Source organism: Pseudomonas sp. SG20052, from assembly GCF_031766055.1.
GTDB lineage: Bacteria > Pseudomonadota > Gammaproteobacteria > Pseudomonadales > Pseudomonadaceae > Aquipseudomonas > Aquipseudomonas mandelii.
The window spans coordinates 1,818,254-1,837,206 of the sequence record NZ_CP134498.1 but is presented as its reverse complement, the minus strand read 5'-3'; the positions used below and the strand labels follow the sequence as shown (position 1 = coordinate 1,837,206).

The following is an 18,953-nucleotide window of genomic DNA, read 5'->3' as shown; positions in this document are numbered from 1 at the left end:
TGACCGGTTGCGGCCACCCTAACGACGGTGTTGCACACGGGCAAGTTCAGCCTGCGTTTTGTTTGGCCTTGGCGCGCATTTTGTCGGCCATGGTGGTCATTTCGTTGTAAAGCAGTTGCGGGTTCTTCTGCTTGAGTGCCCAGGCCATGCGGCCCTGTTCGTGGGGCAGGATCATGAATTCACCGGCGGCGACGTGCTCATAGATGTAATCGGCAATGTCCGTCGCGGTGATCGGCGAACTTTCCAGCAGTTTGCCGACCTGGGCTTTCATGGCCGGAGTCGGGCCACGGAAGGAATCCAGCAGGTTGGTCTGGAAGAACGACGGGCAGACCACGTGCACGCCCACTTCCTGTTGCGCCAATTCGACCAGCAGGCTTTCGGACAGGGCCACTACGCCGGCCTTGGCCACGTTGTAGTTGCTCATGGCCGGGCCCTGCATGAGAGCGGCCATGGACGCGATGTTGATGATTTTGCCTTTGCTTTTTTCCAGCAGCGGCAGGAAGGCCTTGCAGCCCTTGACCACGCCCATCAGGTTGATCGCGATCTGCCAGTCCCAATCTTCCAGGGACAGTTCACTGAAGAACCCGCCCGAGGCCACGCCAGCGTTGTTGACGATGACATCGATGCCGCCAAGTTTCTCTTCGCAGGCCTGGGCGAAAGCGGTCAGTTGGCTGTAATCGCGCACATCGCAACGCTGGATAAAACCGTCGCCACCCGCTTCGCGAACCAGCTTCAGGGTTTCCTGCAGACCGGGTTCGCTGACATCCGACAAGGCCAGCTGCCAGCCTTCACGCGCCCAGCGCAGCGCGATTTCGCGACCCAGGCCTGAGCCCGCGCCAGTGATCATCATGCGATTTTGCATAGCAAACAGCCTTGTTGTTCTGGGGAAGATGCGCTGAGTGTAGCGAAGGACATTGCGCGACCCACGCTCCATCAGATTGCTGAATGGTCCGAGCAAACCGAGGGAGCGCCGGAATCAACTAACACCGCCAAAAACGAAATAAGGCTTTCTTCGAAAAACATTAAAAAAACTTGGAATTTTCCGACGCACGCGACAGTCGGATTTTGTAAGCAGCTCGGGTTTATTGCAGTCCGACTGACAGTTAAAAGCTAGGTCATTCCAGAACACTTCCAACAAGGAAATAGACATGGGCACAATTCTTATCGTAATTCTGATTCTCCTGCTGGTAGGTGGTTTGCCGGTCTTTCCACACTCCAGAAGTTGGGGTTATGGCCCGTCGGGTATCATCGGCGTGGTGTTGGTGGTGCTGTTGATTCTGCTGTTACTTGGCAAGATATAAAGATTTAACAGTGTCTAGTCCTGAAATAGGTTTACACCTGTTTCACCCTAACGCCCGATGCACCGCATCGGGCGTTTTGTATTTCAAAGACAGGTGCGGTCGCTCGCCGTTGTAGATCGATACCGACTCACTCACCATCTTCTTCGCTTGCGTCAAATCCTGCGGCCGCTGAAGCATAAGCTCTGTCTTCAGTATCCCGTTGACCCTCTCTGCCAAGGCATTTTGGTAGCAGTCATAGCCATCCGTCATTGAACATCGAATGCCGTATTTCGCGTGCAACGCTTGGTACATCCCCGAGCAATATTGGATACCTCTATCTGAGTGGTGCACCAACGGCTGCTCTGTCCGACGGTGCTTTACCGCCCAGCTCAGCGCGTGTGCTACCGACTCGGCATGAAGGCTTTCATGGACGTGATAGCCCACGATCTTTCGCGAAAAAGCATCCGTCACAAGGCTCAGATAAGCCACACCTTCCTGAGTTGGCAAATAGGTTATGTCAGCCACCCAGACTTGTTCCGGGCCGCAGGGAACAACCTGATCAGGACCTGGTTTGAGCAGGTTCGGGTGGCGGTGAAAGCGATGATGACTATTGGTCGTCTTGTGATAAGCCCGCTTGCGAGCCACCAATAAACGCCGTTCACGCAGAATCGAAAACAGCCGATCTCGCCCCACTTGCAGCTCAAGTTGAGGCTGGCATTGCAGCAAGTAATACAGCTTTCGGGTGCCCAGCCGCGGCTGCCGCAGGCGCTTTTGTTGAACGAAATCGGCAACTTTCTGATCCAGAACCAGACGAGCTGCATCGGCGCGATTGCGTTTGTAGTAAGCCTGGCGGCTTATCCCCATGAACTGGCAAGCCCTGCTGATGCTCAGGTTTTGGATTCGTTTTTGCGCGAGGACTTGCCGGGACGCTTTTTTACGACAGAGAGACCGTAGTCATTTTTCAAGACATCCACGACCGCCTCGAAAAACTGCGCTTTCTGATTGGACAGCGCCAACTGTTCTTCAAGCTCTTTGATGCGTTGTTCTGGCGTTAATGGTCGGTTTTTGTCGGGCATAGACCCCATCCTCGGCGAGCCAATGTATGTGCCTGGGCTCCAATCCTGCCGACCGTGCTTGCGTAACCACGTCAGAACGGTCGTTTTGCCTTGAATCCCGTAGCGCTCCTGAGCCTCTTTATAGCTCAGCTCGCCTTTTTCGACCTGATCGACTACCGACAATTTAAAGGTCAGCGTGTAGTCTCGCTGACTACGCCTTTTTGCTGATTCCATTACGTCCTCCTGAAAAACAGATCAGAAGGTGTAAACCTTATTCAGGACGGGACACAGGCAAAAAAAAGAGGCCCTCGAAGGGCCTCTTTTTTATTGCGCCGAAAGCTTAGTCCGGCTTGCCGTCAACCACACCGGCGGTGTTGTCGATCAGGCTCTTGGTGGCCGTCTGGATGAACGACTCGAGTTTCTGCTTGAGGGCCGCTTCGTCAGCCGACGCCGGAATCAGTTCGCCTTTCGAATTGGCGCCCAGTTCGTACTGATACAACTTGGGCGGCATCTCCTTAGGCAGCACCAACACGCGATCCGCGGTCAGCAACGCTACGGTTTGATCGCTGCCCGATGGCTTGATTACGCCGAAGCCCTTGTCGCCTTCCGGCAGGTTCAGCAAGTCACGCCCCCAGCACTGGTGAATCACGTCGCCACCGATACGCCCCATGATGGTCGGCACGATGTCGATCTGGGTGCCCACGGTATGGTCAACCTGGCCGAATTTTTCCTGCACGCCCGGCCCGATCAGCAGCATCGGTACGTTGAATCGGCCCAGGTCCATTTCGGTGATCTGCTGCTCGTTGCCGAAACCATGGTCGCCGACCACCACGAACAGGGTTTCCTTGAAGTACGGCTCTTTACGCGCCTGCTCGAAGAACTGACCCAGCGCCCAGTCGGAGTAGCGCATGGCGGTCAAATGTTCGTTGAGGCTGCCACGGTCGGTCACGCGCTCGACTGGCAAAGGCGTCGGCAAGGCGTAAGGCGTGTGGTTGGACAAGGTTTGCAGCAAGGCATAGAACGGTTTTTTGTCCTTGCCGTCGCGGGCCTTCAACTCTTCCAGACCCCGGTTGAACATGTCCTGGTCGGACACGCCCCAGGTCGGGTCGGAGAACACCGGGTTAACGAAGTCGTTACGCCCGATGAAGTTGGTCATGCCCTGGTTGCTGAAGAAGCCCGACTGGTTGTCCCAGGCGAAGTCACCGTTGTAGACGTACACATCGTCGTAGTCACGGGCGCTGAGCAACTGTGGCAGGCCGGACAGTTTGTGGCTGCCTTCCGGGGTCTGCATCAGGTATTCGAAGCCCGGCAGGTTCGGGAAGCAGGCCATGGTGGCGAACATGCCCTGGTGGGTATGGGTGCCGTTGGAGAAGAAGCGGTCGAACAGCAGGCCTTCTTTCGACAGCTTGTCGAAGTACGGCGTGACGTTACCCGGACGACCCAGCGCGCCCACCGAGTGACCGGCGAAGCTTTCCATCAGGATCACAACGACGTTCTTGATCGGCAGGGTCTTGTCAGCGGCCGGGGAGTAGTTACGACGCACGGCGGCGGTTTCGCCATCCACCAGTTTGTCGCTTGGGGTCAGCAACATATCGCGGACGGTCTGCTGAGCCACTGGTTGGTCCAGCGTGGCTTTCCAGATGTTGTCGCGCTCTTCGGACATCCGGCTCTTGGCCGCCGCGATCAGCGACAGGGTGCCGTTGAGGCCCAACTGGTTGGCGAAGTTCGAATCGGTGGTGTAGACGTCACCCCAACGTAGCGGCGGGCCCTGACGCAGGGTGCCACGAGCGGCAACCACGCAAACCAGCAGACAGACCACGAACACGACGCCTCGCGTATACCACGGGGCGATCTGGCGCGCGCCGATGCTGCCGCCACTGAACGGGCCGCGAGGACGGGTCGCACGGTCGGCGCCCTTGAACGCGAGGGTCAGGATCAACGTGCCGAAAGCCCAGGCCAGCAGGTAGCGAACCACAGGAAAACCGTACCAGAGCATGCTCATCACGGTTTTCGGGTCTTCCTTCACATACTGGAAGACCAGGCCATTGAGGCGCTGGTGGAACTCGCGGTAGAAATCCATCTCCATCAGGCCCAGGAACAGCGCGGTGCTCGCTGCGATGGTCAGCCAGAAGCGGAAGAATCCGCGAGCGGCCATGGCCCGGGCGCTGAACAGTGCCAGAATCAGCGGAATGCAGAGGTAGACCACCAGGCGCAGGTCGAAACGCAGACCATTGGCGAACGCCTCGATGAAGGTCGAGGCGGGTGAATCCTGGATCATTTCGCGGTTGTAGACCAGCAGCGCAACGCGCAGCAGGCTGAACATGACCATCATGACCATGGCGCACAGCAGCGTGTAGGCCAGGTGCGATTTGACGGTCGGTTGCAGCAGGCGACTAGAAGCTCGCTGCTGACTCAGGGCGTCCGGGTTTGCCATGTCGTTTTAGGACCCATTGGAAGTTGAAGTTTCAAAAATAAAGCGGCGCCCTGCCCTCTGTTGGCCAGTTCACGGCCCCGGGGCTTGCGCGGTGCGCAAATGTTGCACGATCACCCGCAGCATTGCCATTGATTAGTGCCCGGCAGGCTGACGCGGGCGAATTGTCTTGGAGGCATTGTGAAAATTTTGTGCAACGTATATCCGGAAACAAAATATACCTGTGGGAGCCGGCCTGTTCGCGATAGCGGTGGATCAGTCGACACCTCTTTCGGATGAGAAACCGCTATCGCGAGCCGGTTCGCTCCCACATGGATTGCGCATAACTGACGATTGCCCAATAAAAAACGCCCCGAGAGGTCGGGGCGCTTCATGAAACAGCGTGCGATTACTTCTCGGCGCGCTCTTTCAGGGCCTTGAGCGTGTTGAATGGCGCATCGACCACGAACTTGTTGGCGACCATCGATGGGATGCTGCCGCCTGGCTCGGTGTGCACCTGGTAGGTCACTTCGATCTGGTCACCCTTGGGGACGAACTTCCAGAAACCATCGACCTTGGTGACTCGCACGAAGCCCTTTTCCTCAGCCACGTACTTCGGCACGCCTTCAAGCTTGCGGGTCAGGCTGCCGTCGGCGCCTTCGGTGGTGGTGATATGCAACACCGAATCACGCGGAGTCACCGGCCACGGGGTATTGAACTGGGTGTAGGTCCAGTTCTGATCACCTTCGTGCTTGAGCAGCTTCTGGGTCTTGCAGTCGTGAATCCAAGTGCAGGCGCCTGCCACGTCTTCCTGCAGCGCGCGCAATTTGGCCATGGTGGTCTTCATCAGGGTGACGCCCTGGTACGCTTTGTAATCGGAACCGGCCACTTCACTCAGGGACACCTTGATGCCGTCTTCATTCTTGGCGACTTTCCAGTCCTCGGCCTGTGCAGCCGTGGTGGCCAGCACCACCGTCAAACCACACAGCACAGCCATTCGATGCAGCGAACCCATAGTCTTATTCCTTATTGTTGAAGTTCCGTTCTCAGGACACATCATGCAGCCGTCATCTGCTCCCACCATCCCAGCAGCTTGATCGCTTCGCCACTGCTGCTTCCGCAGACTTCCACGTCGGCTTCAAACGCCGAACATACGGCAGGACGTTGTGGATCGCCGAAAATGCTGCACAGGTTATCGACAGACAGTTGGATGCAACGTTCGCCAGCGGCTTTGCCATTGGGCATGCCGGGAATCGGTGAACTGATGGAAGGGGCAATGCAACAGGCGCCACAGCCTTCACGGCATTTCATGACGACAAGCTCCTCGCGACGGGTGATGTGTTAATGGACGGGGCACAGAGTAACCGCTAAAACAGCTGTTTTAAATTACCTGGACCGGGGTTTTTACGCTCAAACGAACGTGACTGACCAGTCTCCGACAAAGCGTCTGGGTCGCGGGTCACGAATCAGTGCAGATTTACTGTTTGAACTCGAAATCCAGCGCTGCGCCTTCAACGTCCCGGCGCTCTTCATTGCGCAGTTGCAACTGCATTTCGTTGCTGAGCAGCCGGCCGTTGAGCTGAAATTGACTGTTCTTGTCACCGAACATCTCCGGCAACACGGAGTCGCGTCGTGGCATAGGGACCGTACCGACCGGTTTCAGCTCTTCGACCAAATCTTTAGGCAGGCTCAGGTCCAGATCGGCGGAAGGGAGTTGAGTCTTCGCCACTTCTCGGGCCGATTTAGACTTTGAAGCAATCGGCGGCCGCTTTTTCAGCACAGCCGGTTTCTTTTTGACTGGCGCGACGTTTTTTTTCACCGCAGTAGTTTTCTTCGCGGCAACCGGTTTTTTCGACGTTGTTGCGCTGGCTGCCGGCTTTTCCTGAGTCGAAGCCGCCATGACGCCTTGGACATTAACGGTCAAGAGGAGGCAGATCGATAGGCAGGCGGCAGGAAAAATCGGTTTCATGGAACCAACGACGCTAACGGCAGAGGGCCATATGCTCGCCTGTTGTACGCAACATGACAAGCACGTGTACGAAACGACCGACGCGCTTGTCAGAAACCGCTGGTCGTCTCCTGGCACAGCTGAGTCGCCAACATTCCCAAGGTCATCAATGCGCGCTCGGCTTCACGGTTCCAGGGCGTTCCACAGTTCAAGCGGATGCAGTGATTGAACTGCTCGGTGTTACTGAAAATCAGCCCCGGCGCGATACTGATGCCCTGCTGCAACGCACGCACATGCAGTTCCTGAGTGTTGACCCGCCCCGGCAGACTGACCCACAGAATGAAACCGCCGGTGGGCCGGGTCATCTGCGTGCCTTCCGGGAAATACTGCTGCACGGCCAACTGGAAGGCGCTCAGGTTCTTGCGGTATTCCTGACGGATGTAGCGCAAGTGACGGTCGTAACCGCCATTCTCCAGGTACGCGGCGATGCCCATCTGTGTGACGCTGCACGCCGAATGCGTGCTGAACGTTTGCAAACGCTGAATCTCTTGCTGGTATTTACCGGCAATCATCCAGCCAATCCGCACGCCCGGTGACAGGGTCTTGGAGAAGCTAGAGCAATAAATCACCCGATCCAGCCGATCGTAGGCCTTGAGCGATTTGGTCCGGCCTTGTTCGAACATCAACTCGCCGTATATGTCGTCTTCAACGATCTGGATATCGAAATCCGAGGCCAGGCGCAGCAGTTGTTTCTGCCGCTCTTCGGGCATGGTACCGCCCAGTGGATTACTCAGACGCGTGGTCAGTACCAGCGCCTTGATCGACCACTGGTTGGCCGCCAATTGCAGGGCTTCGAGGCTCATGCCAGTCGCCGGGTCGCTGGGGATCTCGATGACTTTGAGACCCAGCAAGTCGGCCAATTGCAGCAAACCGTAATAAGTCGGCGATTCGGCGGCGATCAGGTCGCCCGGCCGGGTCAGCACGCGAAGAGACATCTGCAATGCGTCGACACAGCCGTGGGTGATCACCACTTCGGACGGATCGACCACCACGCCGGCATCACGCATGCGGATCGCCACCTGCCGGCGCAACGGTTCAAAACCGGGGCTGAACATGTAGCTGAAGGCACGCGGGCTATGGAAACGGGTGACTTTTGCCAATTGCTGGTGCAAGGCGCGGACCGGCAGATAATCGACGCTCGGCACCGCTGCGCCCAAGGGAAAAACACCCTCGCGGCGGGATTCGACCAGCACTTGCTGAATGATGCTGCTACGGGTGACCAGACCGGGCCGCTCGACCCGGGCGATGTCCGGCGTGGGCGCCGTCAGGGCCGGCGTCTGGTGCACGTAGTAACCCGACTGCGGCCGGGCGCGGATCAGCCCTTGATCCTCGAGATTGGCGTAAGCCTGCAAAACAGTCGCATGGCTGACGTTGAGCTGCGAGCTCATCTTGCGCACCGAAGGCACGCGTTCCCCCGGTTGATAGACACCACGACGGATATCTTCGGCCAGTTGCTGAGCAATACGTTGGTAGAGCAAGAGATTGGTCATGACGCAGCACTCGATTTCACGGGCATTTTATTCTTGTGTGAAACAATACCGGAACAGTTTAGAAGTGTACTGGGACAGTTGCCACAATAGTCGACCGTACAGTGCAGTGTCAGCAAAAACTGTACTGTTTTGAGAGCCAATTGGCAGGCGCAAAAAAACCCGGCGCTGTCAGGCAGGCCGGGTTTTCCAGTAACGCAGCCCTTAGCGGGCGGCGCCGAGCTGGCCTTTTTCGTCGGAGAACACAATTTCCACCCGACGGTTCTGTGCACGACCACGCTCGGAAGCATTCACGTCCACCGGGTATTCATCGCCGTAGCCTTCGACTTTGATACGTTTGTCGTCGATACCCAGGTCCATCAGCACGTTCGCCACCGATTGCGCACGGTCACGGGACAACTTGAGGTTGTCCTGCTTGCCGCCTGTGCTGTCGGTGTAGCCCTCGATACGGACCACGCGCTTGGGATTGAGCTGCAGGAACTGCACGATCTTCAGGACCACGCGGTTCGCCGAATTCTTCAACTCCGCTTCGCCGGTGTCGAACAGCACGTCGCCCAGGGTCATCACCAGGCCACGGTCGGTCTGGGTGGTTGCCAGGGCGACAATCTGTTCTTCGAGCCACTTGCCTTGCTGCTGCACGCTGAGCAATTTGGACTCGCGCAAGGCCAGTTGCAGGCGCTGACGTTCCAGTTCGAGCTTCGCCGAGCGCTCTTCGTTGAGCACCTGATTAGTGTGCTCACGGGCAATTTCGCTGTAGCGCTGGCTCAGGTAGGCGTAATGCACCACATCCGAGCCGCTGCCCCAGTAACTGGAAAGACGATCAGCACGGGCCAGGGATTCACCGGCACGAATCACGTCCTTGGGCGCGATTCGCAGCACGTTGGAGTCTTCCTTGACCTTCTGGAAGTCAGTCCCGGCATGCTGCAATGCAGTTTCGCTGTGTTGGCCGGCGCAGCCGTAAAGGCTTGCACAACCTGCGAGGATCAATCCGCCGAGTGCTTTGGACTTGAGGCTCATTGGGCATCTCCCAGCTGCTTGCGCAGGCGAGTGATGCGGGTATTGAGCACATTCAACTGCTCCTCACTCTTGAGGGTCAGCACCTTGGCTTCAGCCAGACGCGCGTCCAGTTCAGCCTGCTCGGCCCGCATGCGCGCATGCCTGTAGGACTGATCCGTCATGTCGCCCTGGGCACGGGAAAACTTGTCTTCGGCCAATTTGAGTTCCGGCACGTCGGCGGCGGTGGCGCCTACGGCTTTGGCTTGTTCAAGCGCCTGTTCGGTCAAGCGTATTTGTTCATTCGGCGCCGGATCGGCTGCACAACCCGCCAGAGCCAGAACGGCCAGGGCAGCGAAAAGAGGTCGAATACTCACTAAAAATCCCTACTGTTTTGGGGTACTGACGGGTTGCTGTTGCTGCGCTGTCCAACGCTCGATATTGCGTTGCAGCACGCTTTCCGTCAGTCCGGACGCGGGCAATTCTGTCATCTTTTTGGCCAGCTGTCCGCGCAACCACGGATCGTTGCAGGCGGAGTTATGGGAAACCGCGAGGAACAGGCCAGGTTTGTCGACCGGTTGGGGAAGAGCGATCAGGTCGTTGGCCATGCTCAGCGATTGCGCGGCGGCCATGCCCGAGTAGCGTCCGGCGAGGACAAACTCCACCTCGCCCAGCAGCAGTTTCTGAAAGGCCTGGGTCAGGTTCGGGGTACGCACGAGGGTCAATTGCTGGTCGGCGAAAGTGCCGAATGCCTGGGTCATTCGAGACTTTTCCGACACGGCACCCGGATGGCTGTGAAGGTCTTGCGCCTGGTTATAGACCAATGCCGAGTTTTTTCGGGTCCAGACCAGATAGTCGTTTTCCAGCAACGGCGGATGGATGTAATCCAGGGTGTCCAGCTCGCTGACGGTCAACGGCGCGTCGGCCAGCATGTCCATGCGTCCGCTGCGCACTTCGTCCAGGGCCTGGGCGCGCTTGCCGGCGTAAAGCAGTTCGACTTTGATGCCCAACTCCCCTGCCACGTGTTGCAACAGGTCTGCGCTGGCGCCGATCAGGTGCTTGGGGTTTTGCGGGTCTTGCCACAAGTACGGCGGCGCGTCCGGGCTTCCGGTCACCACCAGGCGTTCGCACTTGCCTGCCGCCACGGCTAGCGCCGGCAGCACCGTCAGCCCCAGCAGTAATGACCAGCCACCCACGCGACGCAAATCCATGGCAACACTCTCCACTCAAATCCGGAACAAAAAAAAGCCCGACCAAAAGGTCGGGCTCTTTATAAGTCAAGCGACTGGATTAGACCAGCTTCTCGAACTCGGGGATGGCTTCGAACAGGTCAGCCACCAGGCCATAATCGGCCACCTGGAAGATCGGCGCTTCTTCGTCCTTGTTGATCGCAACGATCACTTTGGAGTCTTTCATGCCGGCCAGGTGCTGGATCGCGCCGGAGATACCGACGGCGATGTACAGCTGTGGAGCAACGATCTTGCCGGTCTGACCGACCTGCATGTCGTTGGGTACAAAACCTGCGTCGACCGCGGCGCGGGAAGCACCCACGGCAGCGCCCAGCTTGTCGGCCAGGGCGTACAGGTGTTTGAAGTTGTCGCCATTCTGCATGCCGCGGCCGCCGGAAACGACGATCTTGGCAGCGGTCAGTTCTGGACGATCGGACTTGGCCAGTTCTTCGCCAACGAAGCTGGAAGTGCCAGCGTCATGGGCAGCAACAACGGCTTCAACTGACGCCGAACCACCTTCAGCAGCCACAGGGTCGAAGCCAGTCGCACGCACGGTGATCACTTTGACCGCAGCGTTCGATTGAACGGTCGCGATGGCGTTACCGGCGTAGATCGGGCGCTTGAACGTGTCAGCGCTTTCGACCGAGATGATCTCGGAGATCTGGTCAACGTCCAGCTGAGCGGCAACGCGCGGCAGGATGTTTTTGCCGTTGGAAGTAGCGGCAGCCAGGATGTGGCTGTAACCAGCGCCCAGCTCGGCTACCAGCGGCGCGACGTTTTCCGGCAATTGATGAGCGTAGGCGGCGTTGTCGGCCACCAGCACTTTCGCCACGCCAGCGATTTTCGCAGCGGCCTCAGCCACGGCGCCAACGCCCTGGCCGGCAACCAGAACGTGGATGTCACCGCCGATTTTGGCAGCGGCAGCCACAGTATTCAGCGTGGCCGGGGCCACTACTTTGTTGTCGTGTTCAGCAATAACCAAGATAGTCATTTAGATTACCTTCGCTTCGTTTTTCAGTTTCTCGACCAGTTCAGCCACCGACTTGACCTTGATACCCGCGCTGCGTGCAGCTGGCGCTTCGACTTTCACGGTCTTGTTGGTGGAGGCGGTGGAAACGCCCAAAGCGTCCGGAGTCAGCACTTCGAGAGGCTTCTTCTTGGCTTTCATGATGTTTGGCAGGGACGCGTAGCGCGGCTCGTTCAAACGCAGGTCGGTGGTGACGATGGCCGGCAGTTTCAGGGAAACCGTCTGCGCGCCGCCGTCGATTTCGCGGGTCACGGCAACGGTGTCGCCGGACACTTCGACTTTCGAAGCGAAGGTGCCCTGACCGTAGCCGCTCAATGCAGCAAGCATCTGGCCAGTCTGGTTGTTGTCGCTGTCGATGGCTTGTTTGCCAAGGATCACCAGCTGAGGCTGTTCCTTGTCGACAACAGCCTTGAGCAGCTTGGCAACGGCCAGGGAAGTCAGATCTTCAGCGGATTCGACGAGGATGGCGCGGTCAGCGCCCAGAGCCAGCGCTGTGCGCAGTTGCTCTTGAGCGGTGGTCGGGCCGATGGAGACGACGACGATTTCAGTCGCAACGCCTTTCTCTTTCAGGCGCACGGCTTCTTCCACTGCGATTTCGCAGAACGGGTTCATCGACATCTTGACGTTGGCGAGGTCGACGCCGGAATTGTCCGCCTTGACGCGAACCTTGACGTTGTAATCCACAACGCGTTTGACAGCTACAAGAACCTTCATGGATTCCTCGTTACTCTCCGGTGAAAAGAAAGTCGCCTAGGCGAACCTGGCGGTTTGATGCTCATCGGCGCAAGGGCACCTCTAAAAACGCTGGCAGGTGTATCGAGTGAACCTTGCTCACGAGGCGTGATGACCGTTCGTCAGTGGTGACCGACGAGTCATTCATTATCGCGGCGTGTAAACTGCGCACCAAAACTGCGCTGCGCATCACCCTGTACTGCCATCGCCCTGTCTTTAGAGGTGCTCTTGAACCCAACAGTCAGCCTACGGCGAGCGCAAAACCGACCGTATCTTGACCGGAACGCCTATTCCGGTCAATACGGCAAAATAGCCGTTCATAAGCCGCGTGACTTTGATTTCTCTGGCTTTGAGCCAATTCAAACAAACGTTTGTATTGGACGCTAGGAGTGGTGTAGATATAATGCGCCACCCAGAGAGAAAGATGGTCAATCGATTGTCCTGTTCCGCGCAATGCGCAGGAATTCATGGATGCGACACCAAACCTCCAATTAGAAAAAAAACTGTTGAGCCTTGAGTAGGAGATAACCTGTGGAACGCGAATACATGGAATTCGACGTGGTCATCGTCGGTGCCGGCCCCGCGGGTCTTTCCGCCGCCTGCCGCTTGAAGCAGAAGGCTGCTGAAGCCGGTAAGGAAATCAGCGTCTGCGTGGTCGAAAAAGGCTCCGAAGTCGGCGCACACATCCTGTCCGGCGCGATCTTCGAACCCCGCGCCCTGAACGAGTTGTTCCCGGACTGGAAGGAGCTCGGCGCCCCGCTGAACACACCAGTGACCCGCGATGACATCTTCGTTCTGAAAAACGCCGACAGCGCGCAAAAAATTCCTGACTTCTTTGTGCCCAAGACCATGCACAACGATGGCAACTACATCATCTCCCTGGGCAACCTGTGCCGCTGGCTGGCCCAGCAGGCCGAGAACCTGGGCGTAGAAATCTACCCAGGCTTCGCCGCTCAGGAAGCGCTGTTCGACGAGAACGGCGTGGTTCGCGGGATCATCACCGGTGATCTGGGCGTTGACCGCGAAGGCCAACCGAAGGAAGGTCTGTACACCCCTGGCATGGAACTGCGCGGCAAGTACACGCTGTTCGCCGAAGGTTGCCGTGGCCACATCGGCAAGCAGCTGATCAAGCGCTTCAACCTCGATAGCGAAGCCGACGCCCAGCATTACGGCATCGGCCTGAAAGAAATCTGGGAAGTCGATCCGGCCAAGCATCAACCAGGCCTGGTGGTCCACACCGCCGGTTGGCCGATGGACATCATGGGCACCGAGAACACCGGTGGCTCGTTCCTCTACCACCTGGAAAACAACCAGGTGGTCGTCGGTCTGATCGTCGATCTCTCCTACAGCAACACTTACCTGTCGCCGTTCGACGAGTTCCAGCGCCTCAAGCATCACCCGGTGCTCAAGCAGTACCTGGAAGGCGGCAAGCGCATCAGCTACGGCGCTCGTGCCATCTGCAAAGGTGGCCTGAACTCGCTGCCGAAGATGGTATTCAAGGGCGGCGCACTGATCGGTTGCGACCTAGGCACCCTGAACTTCGCCAAGATCAAAGGCAGCCACACCGCCATGAAATCGGGCATGCTCGCCGCTGAGTCCGTGGCCGAGGCGCTGTTCGCTGAAAAAGACGGCACCGAAGAGTTGACCACTTACGTCGACGCCTTCAAGAAGAGCTGGCTCTACGACGAACTGTTCGCCAGCCGCAACTTCGGCCCGGCGATCCACAAGTTCGGCGCCATCGTCGGCGGTGGTTTCAACTGGCTGGACCAGAACATCTTCGGCGGCAAACTGCCGTTCACCTTGCACGACACCAAGCCTGATTACGCTTGCCTGAAGCTGGCGGTCGACTGCAAGAAGATCGACTACCCGAAACCGGACGGCAAGATCAGCTTCGACAAACTCAGCTCGGTGTTCATCTCCGGTACCAACCACGAAGAAGAGCAGCCGTGCCACCTGAAGCTGACCGATCCGAGCATTCCGATCGCCAAGAACCTGCCGCTGTACGATGAGCCTGCCCAGCGCTACTGCCCGGCCGGCGTGTACGAAGTGGTGACCAAGGAAGACGGCGAGAAGCGCTTCCAGATCAACGCCCAGAACTGCGTTCACTGCAAGACCTGCGACATCAAGGACCCTGCACAGAACATCACGTGGGTGGCGCCGGAAGGTGCTGGCGGCCCGACTTACCCGAACATGTAAGCCGAACGCCTGAACATCAAGGCTCCCGGAATGGGGGCCTTTTTGTTGCCCGCCATTTACCCCACACCATAATCCCCCTGTAGGAGTGAGCCTGCTCGCGATTGCGTTGTGTCATTCAGAATAAATGTCGACTGACCCACCGCAATCGCGAGCAGGCTCACTCCTACAGAGGAACCATTACCCACTCAGGCAGCGCGCTCATCCCCCGGATTACGCTCAAAGTAGCGCTTGTACTCACGACTGAACTGCGACGTGCTTTGATACCCGACCCGATGCGCCACCTGCGCCACGCCCAACCCCTCGGCGAGCAACAACTGCTGCGCCTTGAGCAAGCGCAAGCGCTTCAAATACTGCACCGGCGACAACAACGTGCTGCGCTTGAAATGCTCATGGAAGGTCGACGCGCTCATGTTCGCGCAACTGGCCAGGGTTTCCACATTCAACGGCTCGGTGAAATGCCCGTGCAGATGGTTGAGCGAGGCTGCAATCCGGGCGAACTGCCCTTGCTGCTCCACCAGCGCACGCAACACATCAGCTTGCGGACCGCGCAACGCGACGAACAACAATTCCCGCAACCGCGCCGGCCCCATGACCTGGCATTCCAGCGGATCGTGCAGGCAACGCAACAGCCGCTCCACGCAACCACGCATCGCATCGTCGAGCACCGCCGACGTCATGGACTCCAGTGTTTGCGCAGGAACCGTGCGCCCCGGCACCAGGCCCATGGCCAACACCAACTCACCGAGCAACACTCGGTCGATGGCGATGGACACCCCGAGCATCGGCCCATCCGGCGCCGAAAACGTTTCGCACTCAAACGGCACCGGCAATGCCTGAATCAGGTAGTGCCCGGCGCCGTACTCCAACGTGCGCGGCCCCAGATACGCCAGTTTGCTGCCTTGGGCGATGATCACCAGGCTCGGCTCGTAGATCTGCGGACCACGGGCCACATCGCGACTGGCCCGTAAAACCTGGACGCCCGGCAACGCCGTAGGAGCGAAACCATCGCGAGTGGTCAGGGGCTCGATCAGCGAAACCAGCGTGGCATTCGCATCAAGATGACGGGTTAACAACATGAGAAATCTTCACAAAAAAGTCGCGGAAAAAGGTATGAAAGCATCATCGCAGGTCTGATCGCCCATTTGATCAAACGAACGCTGATGCCGGAGGAATAGGCATGACACCCGGAGGAATCGCCATGGCCCGTGGCAGGCACGGCGCCCAAAATGCGCCGCCTCACTTGTCATTGCTTTTGCGAGGTTCACCATGTACACCGCCATCGGATACGCCGCCCAGTCGGCTACCACTCCCCTCGCCCCCGTGAAATTCGAACGCCGCAGCCCAAGGGCCGACGATGTGGCAATCGATATTCTCTACTGCGGCGTCTGCCATTCCGACATCCATCAGGCCCGCAACGAGTGGGGCATTGCCGTTTACCCGTTGATGCCCGGCCACGAGATCGTAGGCAAAGTGACAGCGATAGGTGCGAACGTCACCCAACATAAAGTCGGCGATCTGGTCGGTGTCGGTTGCATGGTCGATTCTTGCCGCAGCTGCGAAGCCTGCCGGTCCAACCTTGAGCAATACTGCCTCGAAGGTCCGACCATGACCTACGCCACCCCGGACCGGGTCGATGGCAGCAACACCATGGGCGGCTACTCCGACAGCATCGTGGTCAGCGAGCATTTCGTTGTGCGCATCCCCGAGAAACTCGACCTGGCCAGTGCCGCGCCGATCCTCTGTGCCGGCATCACCACTTACTCGCCGCTAAAGCACTACGGCGTGAAGGCCGGCGACAAGGTCGGGATTCTCGGCATGGGCGGCCTCGGCCACATGGGCATCAAGTTCGCCAAGGCGATGGGCGCGGAAGTCACGCTGTTCACCCGCTCGGCGAGCAAGGCTGAAGAAGGTCGTCGTCAAGGGGCGGACCACGTGATCGTGTCCACCGATGCCGAACAGATGAAGGCCGCCGCAGGACATTTCGACTTCCTGCTGGACACCATTCCGGTGCAGCACGACCTCAATCCCTACCTCGATACGCTTCGTTTCGACGGCGTGCACATTATGGTGGGGTTGATCGAACCGGTCGACCCACCGGTCCACGCCGGTAAACTGGTGATGAGCCGTCGCGTGTTGGCCGGCTCGCTGATCGGCGGCATTGCCGAAACCCAGGAAGTGCTGGATTTCTGCGCCGAGCACAACATCACCTGCGACATCGAAATGCTCGACATCCGCCAGATCAACGAGGCTTACGCCCGCATGATCGCCGGTGACGTGAAGTACCGCTTCGTCATCGACATGGCGACGTTGAAGGTCTAAACCTTCGCGCCGAGTTCTGCCGAGAGCCGGGCCGTGACCCCTTTGATCAGGGGAATCAGCTCGGCCATTTTTTCCAGCGGCATGTACGGCACGGTGCTGGCGATGCTGATGGCGGCGACGATTCGTTTACTGGCATCACGGATCGGCGCCGCCACACAGCGAATCGACGGTTCGTTATCTTCCAGATCGAAGGCATAACCGCCGGCCACGTATTCGACCATGCGCTGCTGAAACTGCTCCCAGGACTGCTCCGGGTGCAGCGGCCAGAACAGATTTTTCCCACCCGCCGGCAGGCTGACTTCGTACAGCCGTTGCCATTCTTCCTGCGAGTCATCCAGCATCAAGGCCTTGCCGATCCCTGTACGCGCCAACGGCATGCGATGGCCGACCCGCGAGCGCATTTCCGGGCCATTGCGCCCCGGATTCTTGTGCAGGTACAGCACCTCGTCGCCTTCACGAATCGCCAAGTGAATGGTGTCGCCGGTCAACGCCGACAACTCATCCAGATACGGCCCGGCCAGGGTGACCAGCGGCAACTCTTCACGCGCCTGGAAACCCAGCTCGATCAGCTTCGGCCCCAGCAGGTAACCGACTTGCGGCACCACGCGCAGGTAACGCTCGTCCACCAGGCAACTGGCCAGACGATGGGTGGTGCTGCGCGTCGTACCGATCAGCCGGGCGATTTCCTTGAGATCGCGGGCGCCGCTGGCCACGGCCTGAACCACACCCAGGCCACGAAGCAGTGTCTGAGTGCCGGTCGGCGCGGCGTCCTTGGCGATTTTTGGGGCGTCTTCCTGCATATCCAGCCTTTACCGTTGAGCGAGTGAACGGACGGCATTATGGTCGCCCGATGGCTGCCACTACAACTTGATACGCTCGACCTTGCCGACCAGCAGGATGTAGGAAAGCGCGCCAATCAATGCAAGAACCGAGATGTAGGTGATCGCCGGGGCGAACGAATCGCCGGTTGCCAGGAAACCGATGACAATCGGCGTGGTAATCGCCGACAGGTTGCCGATGAAGTTGAACACCCCACCGGTCAATCCGAGCAACCGCGCCGGAGCGAGCGTTGATACCAGCGACCAGGTGATCGAAGCCAGCCCGTTACCGAAGAACGCTAACGCGAGGAAGGCAATCACCAGCGGTGTCGATTCAACAAAGTTGGCGCCGATGATCGAGGTGGAAATCAGCAAGCCGCCAATGATCGGCAACTTGCGCGCGAAGCCCACGGTGTAGCCGCGACGGATCAGGAAGTCGGAGAAGAACCCGGAACACAGCACGCCGATAAAGGCGGCGAGAAACGGCAGCGACGCCAACAGACCGGACTTGATGAAGTCCATGCCACGGTATTTCACCAGGTAGGTCGGGAACCACGTCAGAAAAAACCACAGCGTCGAGTTGAGGCAGAACTGACCGAGGTAGATGCCCCACAACTTGCGTTTGGTCAGAACGATGCCGAGGTCGGTCCAGCTGAATTTCGCCTTGACCTTGGCTTGCTCGGCCTGGATATCCACCAGCCCGCCACCTTCGCGGATCAGCTCGATTTCGGCGTCGTTGGCACCTTTGAAGTCCCGTGGCTCGCGATACACCGCGTACCAGATCACCGCCCAGAGAATACCGACCGCACCGGTGCTGACAAACACCATGTGCCAGCCAAATTCATGCTGCAGCCAGGCGAGTACCGGCGTCAGGAACGCCAATCCCACGAACTGTCCGGAGGTATAGAAACCGATGGCCGTGGCGCGTTCGCGTTCGGGGAACCAGGTGGTCACCACCCGACTGTTGATCGGATACGCCGGCGCTTCCAGGGCACCGACTGCCATGCGCAACACGAACAGTGCGATGAAGCTGGCGGCGAAGCCGAGCATGACGGTGGCGATTGACCATAGCAGCAACGCAACGCTGTAAAGGATGCGCGGCGGGACCCGATCCACCAGCCATCCGCCAGGGATTTGCATAGCGGCGTAAGTCCAGCCGAAGGCCGAGAAAATCAGCCCGACGTGGATCGGGTCGATGCCCAGTTCGCTGGTCAGCGCGGGGGCGGCGATGGACAGGTTGCTGCGGTCGAGGTAGTTGATGACCACGGTGATGAACAGCAGCACCATGATGAAAAAACGCTTGCGGCTGGGCGCCACCAACGACGCCTGCCCGGTAAGGGTTTGCGGTTGCATGGGGAATGCCTCTTCTTATGTTTATTGAGGTCGTGATCGTTCCCAC

Annotated in this window: 17 protein-coding genes and 1 pseudogene; 3 read left to right on the top strand and 15 right to left on the bottom strand. The window is 58.6% G+C overall.

All coding sequences use genetic code 11. From position 1 onward, the window contains the following. Positions 1–46 precede the first annotated feature (46 nt). On the bottom strand, positions 47–862 hold the full coding sequence (locus tag RHP74_RS08375) for an SDR family oxidoreductase (protein WP_010461756.1): 816 nt from the start codon (positions 860–862) through the stop codon (positions 47–49). A 280-nt stretch (positions 863–1,142) separates the two neighbouring features. Between RHP74_RS08375 and RHP74_RS08370 the strand changes: the two genes are divergently transcribed. Further along, positions 1,143–1,301: a DUF3309 family protein gene (locus tag RHP74_RS08370; RefSeq protein ID WP_169858239.1), complete on the top strand. Its 159-nt coding sequence runs from the start codon at positions 1,143–1,145 to the stop codon at positions 1,299–1,301. Between the two features lie 14 nt (positions 1,302–1,315). Here the strand turns inward: RHP74_RS08370 and RHP74_RS08365 are convergent. The 11 genes and pseudogenes from RHP74_RS08365 to RHP74_RS08315 form a co-directional block, all read right to left on the bottom strand. Next, positions 1,316–2,569, bottom strand: a pseudogene (locus RHP74_RS08365) (IS3 family transposase). 106 nt (positions 2,570–2,675) lie between these two features. After that, positions 2,676–4,769: an LTA synthase family protein gene (locus RHP74_RS08360; RefSeq protein ID WP_010461762.1), complete on the bottom strand. Its 2,094-nt coding sequence runs from the start codon at positions 4,767–4,769 to the stop codon at positions 2,676–2,678. 385 nt (positions 4,770–5,154) lie between these two features. Next, positions 5,155–5,760, bottom strand: coding sequence for an START domain-containing protein (locus tag RHP74_RS08355; protein WP_010461763.1), 606 nt, complete (start codon positions 5,758–5,760; stop codon positions 5,155–5,157). A 41-nt stretch (positions 5,761–5,801) separates the two neighbouring features. Further along, positions 5,802–6,056, bottom strand: a complete 255-nt coding sequence (locus RHP74_RS08350; protein WP_311098819.1) for a YkgJ family cysteine cluster protein — start codon at positions 6,054–6,056, stop codon at positions 5,802–5,804. Between the two features lie 166 nt (positions 6,057–6,222). Continuing rightward, the gene (locus tag RHP74_RS08345; protein WP_042932282.1) at positions 6,223–6,714 is read right to left on the bottom strand and encodes a hypothetical protein; all 492 of its coding nucleotides are present in this window, start codon (positions 6,712–6,714) and stop codon (positions 6,223–6,225) included. Positions 6,715–6,803: 89 nt separating this feature from the next. After that, on the bottom strand, positions 6,804–8,243 hold the full coding sequence (locus tag RHP74_RS08340) for a PLP-dependent aminotransferase family protein (protein WP_010461766.1): 1,440 nt from the start codon (positions 8,241–8,243) through the stop codon (positions 6,804–6,806). 201 nt (positions 8,244–8,444) lie between these two features. Further along, on the bottom strand, positions 8,445–9,257 hold the full coding sequence (locus tag RHP74_RS08335; RefSeq protein ID WP_311098816.1) for an OmpA family protein: 813 nt from the start codon (positions 9,255–9,257) through the stop codon (positions 8,445–8,447). Further along, on the bottom strand, positions 9,254–9,610 hold the full coding sequence (locus RHP74_RS08330) for a DUF4398 domain-containing protein (RefSeq protein ID WP_010461770.1): 357 nt from the start codon (positions 9,608–9,610) through the stop codon (positions 9,254–9,256). Before RHP74_RS08330 ends, RHP74_RS08335 begins: the two co-directional genes overlap by 4 nt. Positions 9,611–9,619: 9 nt before the next feature. Then, the gene (locus tag RHP74_RS08325; protein ID WP_311098813.1) at positions 9,620–10,444 is read right to left on the bottom strand and encodes a transporter substrate-binding domain-containing protein; all 825 of its coding nucleotides are present in this window, start codon (positions 10,442–10,444) and stop codon (positions 9,620–9,622) included. A 79-nt stretch (positions 10,445–10,523) separates the two neighbouring features. Beyond that, the gene (locus tag RHP74_RS08320; protein ID WP_311098811.1) at positions 10,524–11,453 is read right to left on the bottom strand and encodes an FAD-binding protein; all 930 of its coding nucleotides are present in this window, start codon (positions 11,451–11,453) and stop codon (positions 10,524–10,526) included. Then, positions 11,454–12,203, bottom strand: a complete 750-nt coding sequence (locus RHP74_RS08315; protein ID WP_010461775.1) for an electron transfer flavoprotein subunit beta/FixA family protein — start codon at positions 12,201–12,203, stop codon at positions 11,454–11,456. Between the two features lie 549 nt (positions 12,204–12,752). Between RHP74_RS08315 and RHP74_RS08310 the strand changes: the two genes are divergently transcribed. Then, a complete protein-coding gene (locus RHP74_RS08310; RefSeq protein ID WP_311098808.1) occupies positions 12,753–14,417 on the top strand; it encodes an electron transfer flavoprotein-ubiquinone oxidoreductase in 1,665 nt (554 codons plus the stop codon). 185 nt (positions 14,418–14,602) lie between these two features. Here RHP74_RS08310 and RHP74_RS08305 read toward each other — a convergent pair whose 3' ends face one another. Beyond that, positions 14,603–15,493: an AraC family transcriptional regulator gene (locus tag RHP74_RS08305; protein ID WP_010461779.1), complete on the bottom strand. Its 891-nt coding sequence runs from the start codon at positions 15,491–15,493 to the stop codon at positions 14,603–14,605. A gap of 190 nt (positions 15,494–15,683) precedes the next feature. Between RHP74_RS08305 and RHP74_RS08300 the strand changes: the two genes are divergently transcribed. Continuing rightward, the gene (locus tag RHP74_RS08300; RefSeq protein WP_145308719.1) at positions 15,684–16,736 is read left to right on the top strand and encodes an NAD(P)-dependent alcohol dehydrogenase; all 1,053 of its coding nucleotides are present in this window, start codon (positions 15,684–15,686) and stop codon (positions 16,734–16,736) included. On the opposite strand, the gene RHP74_RS08295 is transcribed toward RHP74_RS08300, so the two are convergent. Together RHP74_RS08295 and RHP74_RS08290 are read right to left on the bottom strand one after the other, a co-directional pair. Further along, entirely contained in the window at positions 16,733–17,536 is an 804-nt protein-coding gene (locus RHP74_RS08295; protein WP_010461783.1) for an IclR family transcriptional regulator, read from the bottom strand. The genes RHP74_RS08300 and RHP74_RS08295 overlap by 4 nt on opposite strands. 60 nt (positions 17,537–17,596) lie before the next feature. Next, positions 17,597–18,907 carry an MFS transporter gene (locus tag RHP74_RS08290; RefSeq protein WP_010461785.1) on the bottom strand — a complete coding sequence of 437 codons (1,311 nt, stop codon included), beginning with the start codon at positions 18,905–18,907 and terminating at the stop codon, positions 17,597–17,599. Between the last annotated feature and the right edge of the window lie 46 nt (positions 18,908–18,953).